A 4,914-nucleotide genomic window follows, 5' to 3' on the forward strand; every position below is an offset into this window, starting at 1 on the left:
GGGTGCGGACCCCGGCGGCGGGGGTCGGGGGGCTCCCCCGGCCGCGGGGTCCTCACTGGAGGTTCAGCAGCGGAGTGATCTTGCCGTCATACTCCTTGGCGAGCGCCGTGAGGTCCTGGGCGTCGCGGATCTTGCTGAAGAACTCCTCCATGAGGTTCTTCGACTCGACGGTCGCCCACCCGGGCGCGGCCGGCGTGAGCTTCGAGTTGCTGGCCGACTCGATGGTCGCCTTGGCGAACTGGTCGTCACCGAGCGAGGACACGTAGTCGGAGTTGGCCGGGCCGAGACCGGCCTTGCCGAGCTTCTGCTGGTACTCGGGGCTGAAGATGATCTTCATCAGCTCCTTGGACAGCTCGGGGTTCTTCGTCTTCGCCGAGATCCCGATGTTCGAGCCGCCCGCGAAGACCGGGGCCGGCTTGCCGTCGTTGCCCGGCAGGACGAACGCGCCGAAGGTCTTGTCGTTCCAATCCCGGACCTTCTTGCCGTCCTTCTCCTTGAGGTCACCGATCGACCAGTGCGCCCAGTTCGGGGCCATGATCGTCGCCGCGGCGAGCGAGGTCTTGCCCGTCACCTTCTGCTGGTCGTCGAGGATCTCGTCGCTGTCGTTGACGTAGAGCCACGGGGTCGCGTCCTTGGCGTCCGCCGGTGCCTTCGAGGCGTTCCGGTAGATGGCCTGCAGCTGCTCGAGGCCCTTGACCGTGTTGGGGTCGGACAGGCTCGAGACCCACTGCCCGTTCTCCTTCTTCGCCAGGTCGCCGCCATTGGCGAAGATCCAGGCGACGCCGTTGCGCCAGTCCTGCCCGCCGAGGAAGAAGCCGGAGAAGTTCTTGATCGACCGTGGGTTCTTCGCGGTGATCGACGTGACGGCCTGGTTGAACTGGTCCAGGGTCGTCGGGACGTTGGCGCCGGCCTCCTTCCAGAGGTCCTTGCGGTAGAACATGAAGCGCGAGCCGAAGTAGTAGGGCAGGGCGTAGTGCTTGCCGTCCACGCTGCCGACGTCGACGAAGGACTGGAGCAGCTTGCTGCCGCCGAGCGAGTCGTAGAGGTCGGAGACGTCGAGGAAAGCCCCCACGTTGGTGAAGGTCGGCGACTGGGTGTTGCCGAGCTCCGTCACGTCCGGGGTGTTGTTGGCGTCGGGGAGCGAGGTCGTGAGCTTGGTGACGATGTCGCCCCAGGTCTGCTCCTCGATCTTGAGGGTCGCGCCCGTCTTCGCCTTGAAGGTGTCCTTGAGGTAGGTCCGCAGCTCGTCAGGGGTGTCACCACCGACCAGCCACAAGGTGATCGAGCGGTCCGCGCCCGCTCCGGTGGAGTCACCCGCCGCGGTCGCCGGCGAGTCGGTGCCCCCCGCCCCACCGCTGCACGCGGTGAGCAACAGGGCCGTCGCGGTCGCCGCCGCGAGGCCGAGATGCTTGTTCATGATTGTCCTTTCGATGCGGCTCTTCGCTGAACCGGTACGGATGGCGCCGAACAGGGCGTTCAGGCGACCCCCAGCTGGTCCGAGAGGACCAGCGCCGCCGCGCCGCGCAGGACGATGTCCCGCGAGTCGGCGGCGAGGCGGACGCAGATGGAGGAGCCGGGCCGCGTGAGCAGCCGCTCCTGGAGGGTGGTTTCGACGGACTCGAGCAGCGGCCCGGCGAGCAGGTGCTCGGGACCGCTGAGGACGACCTCGGCGAGGTCGAGGGCGGCGACGACCGGTGCGACCGCGATGGCGAGCCGCTCCCCCGCCGACCGCAGCGGCTCGGGCGTCTCCTCGGGGGACCGGCCCGCGAGGGCGGCCTCGAGGTTCGGCGCGGACAGCCAGGTCTCGAGGCAGCCGACCTTGCCGCAGCGGCAGGTGGCGCCCCCGTCCGTCCCGACCGTCACGTGCCCCAGCTCGCCTGCGGCGTGGTGGGCGCCCTGCACCCGACGGCCGCCGACGATGAGCCCGGCACCGACGCCCCGGCCGATCTTGACGAGGAGCACGTCGTCCAGCCCGCCGCCGAGGGTGTAGTCCGCGTGGACCGCAGCGTCGGCGTCGTTGCAGACGTGGACTGGCAGGCCGGTCGCCTCGGCCAGTGCCTGCCGCAGCGGCACGTCGACCCAGCCGAGGTTCGGTGCCGTCGCGACCAGGCCGTCCTCGACGACGATGCCCGGCGTGCCGACCCCGATGCCGATGACCGGCGCGGTGGCCAGAGCGAGCGCCTCCCGAGCGAGATCCAGGACGAGGTCGACGTCGACCCGGCCGGCGCTGCGGTCGATGGGACGCTCGGCCCGGGCGAGGACCTGCCCGTCGAGGTCGAGCACCGCCGCGCGGAGCACCTCGTGCGCGGTGAGGTCGAGTCCCACGATCTGCCGGCCGGTGCGGTTGACGTCGACGAGGGTGGCCGGCTTGCCCGGCCGGACGTCGTCGGCCCGGCCCAGCTCGACGGCGGTCCCCACCTCGAGCAGCTCGGCGACGAGGTCGGACACGGTGACGCGGGTCAGTCCGGTGGCCCGTGCGAGGTCGGCCCGGCTCATCGCGCCCTCGGCGTAGAGGGTCTGCAGGACCAGCGACAGGTTCTGCTGCCGGCCGTGCGCCGGCCGGGTCGCGACCCGGCGTCGGGCGGCGCTCTCTACGGGCCGGGCTCTCGTCATGTTTGTTAGTAAACTGTACTAACAGATTCTCGGCAAGGGTTTCGCCGAACTTCCTCGCTCGACCCGCCGCGGGAGGCCGCGGCGTGCGTTCCACGTGCTGAGGACCACACCCGGGCCGCGAACCGGCGAACTACGATGGAAAGTGGCTCCTGGGTCAGGAGCAACGAGCGGTGCGGGCTGCGCCGCGCACCACGAGAACAACGAGGACGTCGCCCAGAATGAGCACCAGTACGGTCAAGAGGGTCGATCGTGTCGTAATCCGGTTTGCGGGGGACTCCGGCGACGGGATGCAGCTCACGGGTGACCGGTTCACCTCGCAGACGGCGCTGCTGGGCAATGACCTGTCGACGTTGCCGAACTTCCCGGCGGAGATCCGGGCGCCCCAGGGGACGTTGCCCGGCGTGTCGAGCTTCCAGCTGCACTTCGCCGACCACGCGGTCCTGACCCCCGGCGACGCCCCGGATGTCCTCGTCGCGATGAACCCGGCGGCGCTCAAGGCCAACCTGCGCGACCTGCCGCGCGGCGCCACGATCATCGTCAACACCGACGAGTTCTCCAAGCGCAACCTGAGCAAGGTCGGCTACGCGACCAACCCGCTCGAGGACGGCTCGCTCGAGAGCTATGACGTGCACCCGGTCGCCCTGACCTCGATCACCGTCGAGGCGCTCGGCGAGTTCGACGGGCTGACCCGCAAGGAGAAGGAGCGGGCGAAGAACATGTTCGCCCTCGGGCTCCTGTCGTGGCTCTACACGCGCCCCATGGAGGGCACCGAGGCGTTCCTCAAGGCGAAGTTCGCCGGCAAGCCGGACATCCTCGACGCGAACCTGACCGCGCTGCGGGCCGGCTACAACTACGGCGAGACGACCGAGGACTTCGCCAACGCGTATGAGGTCGCGCCCGCCGCGATGCCGGCCGGCACCTACCGGAACATCACCGGCAACGTCGCGCTGGCGCTGGGCCTGGTCACGGCCGCCCACCAGGCGCGGCTGCCGCTGTTCCTCGGGTCCTACCCGATCACCCCGGCCTCCGACATCCTGCACACCCTGTCCGGCCTGAAGCGGTATGGCGTGACGACGATGCAGGCCGAGGACGAGATCGCCGGCGTCGGTGCCGCGCTCGGGGCGAGCTTCGGCGGGTCGCTCGGGGTGACCACGACCTCCGGCCCGGGCCTGGCCCTCAAGGCCGAGACGATCGGGCTGGCGGTCTCGCTCGAGCTGCCGCTCGTCGTGTGCGACATCCAGCGCGGCGGCCCGTCGACCGGCCTGCCGACCAAGACCGAGCAGGCCGACCTGCTGCAGGCCCTGTTCGGGCGCAACGGCGAGTCGCCGGTCGCGGTGGTGGCCCCATCGACCCCCGGCGACTGCTTCGAGATCGCCCTCGAGGCGGTGCGCATCGCGACGACCTACCGCACCCCGGTGATCGTGCTCTCCGACGGCTACCTGGCCAACGGGGCGGAGCCGTGGAAGGTCCCGACGACCGCCGAGCTGCCCGACCTGTCGGTGCAGTTCCCCACCGAGCCGAACGACACGAACGACGCCGGCGAGCCGGTCTTCCACCCGTACCTGCGCGACCCGGAGACGCTGGCCCGGCCGTGGGCCATCCCCGGCACGCCGGGCCTCGAGCACCGCGTCGGCGGGATCGAGAAGGCCGACGTGACCGGCAACATCTCCTACGACCCGGACAACCACGACCACATGGTCCGGCTCCGTCAGGCGAAGATCGACGGGATCCGGGTGCCGGACCTGCAGGTGGAGGACCCGACCGGCGACGCGCGCGTGCTGGTCCTCGGGTGGGGCTCGACCTACGGCCCGATCGCGGCCGGCGTCCGCCTCGCCCGCGCGACCGGGGCCCGCGTCGCCCAGGCCCACCTGCGCCACCTCGCGCCGTTGCCGGCCAACACCGGCGACGTGCTGCGCGCCTACGACCACGTCATCGTCCCCGAGATGAACCTCGGCCAGCTGGCCCTGCTGCTGCGGGCGCGGTTCCTCGTCGACATCCAGTCCCACACGGCCGTGCGCGGGCTCCCGTTCCCTGCGACGGAGCTGGCCGACGTCATCGCGCGAGCAGTCAAGGAGCACCAGCAGTGAGCATCGACCTCGGCCTTCCCCGTCCCGCCGACAGCGGCACCGCCCGCGTACCGCGCCTCGCCGACGGCGAGACGCTCGGCAAGAAGGACTTCACCTCCGACCAGGAGGTCCGCTGGTGCCCCGGGTGCGGGGACTACGCGATCCTCGCCGCGATCCAGGGCTTCCTGCCGGAGCTGGGCCTCAAGCGCGAGAACATCGTGTTCATCTCCGGCAT

3 protein-coding genes and 1 pseudogene are annotated in these 4,914 nt (G+C 70.6%); 2 read left to right on the top strand and 2 right to left on the bottom strand.

The features are described 5' to 3' along the window. Positions 1 to 52: 52 nt before the first annotated feature. Both ACTHJJ_RS02425 and ACTHJJ_RS02430 read right to left on the bottom strand, forming a co-directional pair. Entirely contained in the window at positions 53 to 1,417 is a 1,365-nt protein-coding gene (locus tag ACTHJJ_RS02425) for an extracellular solute-binding protein (RefSeq protein WP_440301344.1), read from the bottom strand. Positions 1,418 to 1,476: 59 nt separating this feature from the next. Then, on the bottom strand, positions 1,477 to 2,613 hold the full coding sequence (locus ACTHJJ_RS02430; RefSeq protein ID WP_440301345.1) for an ROK family transcriptional regulator: 1,137 nt from the start codon (positions 2,611 to 2,613) through the stop codon (positions 1,477 to 1,479). Between the two features lie 218 nt (positions 2,614 to 2,831). Here ACTHJJ_RS02430 and ACTHJJ_RS02435 point away from each other — a divergent pair, with 218 nt between their 5' ends. Next, the gene (locus ACTHJJ_RS02435; RefSeq protein WP_440301346.1) at positions 2,832 to 4,700 is read left to right on the top strand and encodes a 2-oxoacid:acceptor oxidoreductase subunit alpha; all 1,869 of its coding nucleotides are present in this window, start codon (positions 2,832 to 2,834) and stop codon (positions 4,698 to 4,700) included. Then, a pseudogene (locus ACTHJJ_RS02440) lies at positions 4,697 to 4,914 on the top strand (2-oxoacid:ferredoxin oxidoreductase subunit beta); the annotation flags it as partial. The gene ACTHJJ_RS02435 and the pseudogene ACTHJJ_RS02440, both read left to right, overlap by 4 nt.

Source organism: Intrasporangium sp., assembly GCF_051961875.1.
Lineage (GTDB): Bacteria > Actinomycetota > Actinomycetes > Actinomycetales > Dermatophilaceae > Intrasporangium_A.

What these genes read in the sequence shown, in the direction of transcription:
- ACTHJJ_RS02435 (WP_440301346.1), top strand. Translation starts at nt 2,832, where the DNA reads ATGAGCACCAGTACGGTCAAGAGGGTCGATCGTGTCGTAATCCGGTTT.
- ACTHJJ_RS02430 (WP_440301345.1), bottom strand. Translation starts at nt 2,613, where the DNA reads ATGACGAGAGCCCGGCCCGTAGAGAGCGCCGCCCGACGCCGGGTCGCG.
- ACTHJJ_RS02425 (WP_440301344.1), bottom strand. Translation starts at nt 1,417, where the DNA reads ATGAACAAGCATCTCGGCCTCGCGGCGGCGACCGCGACGGCCCTGTTG.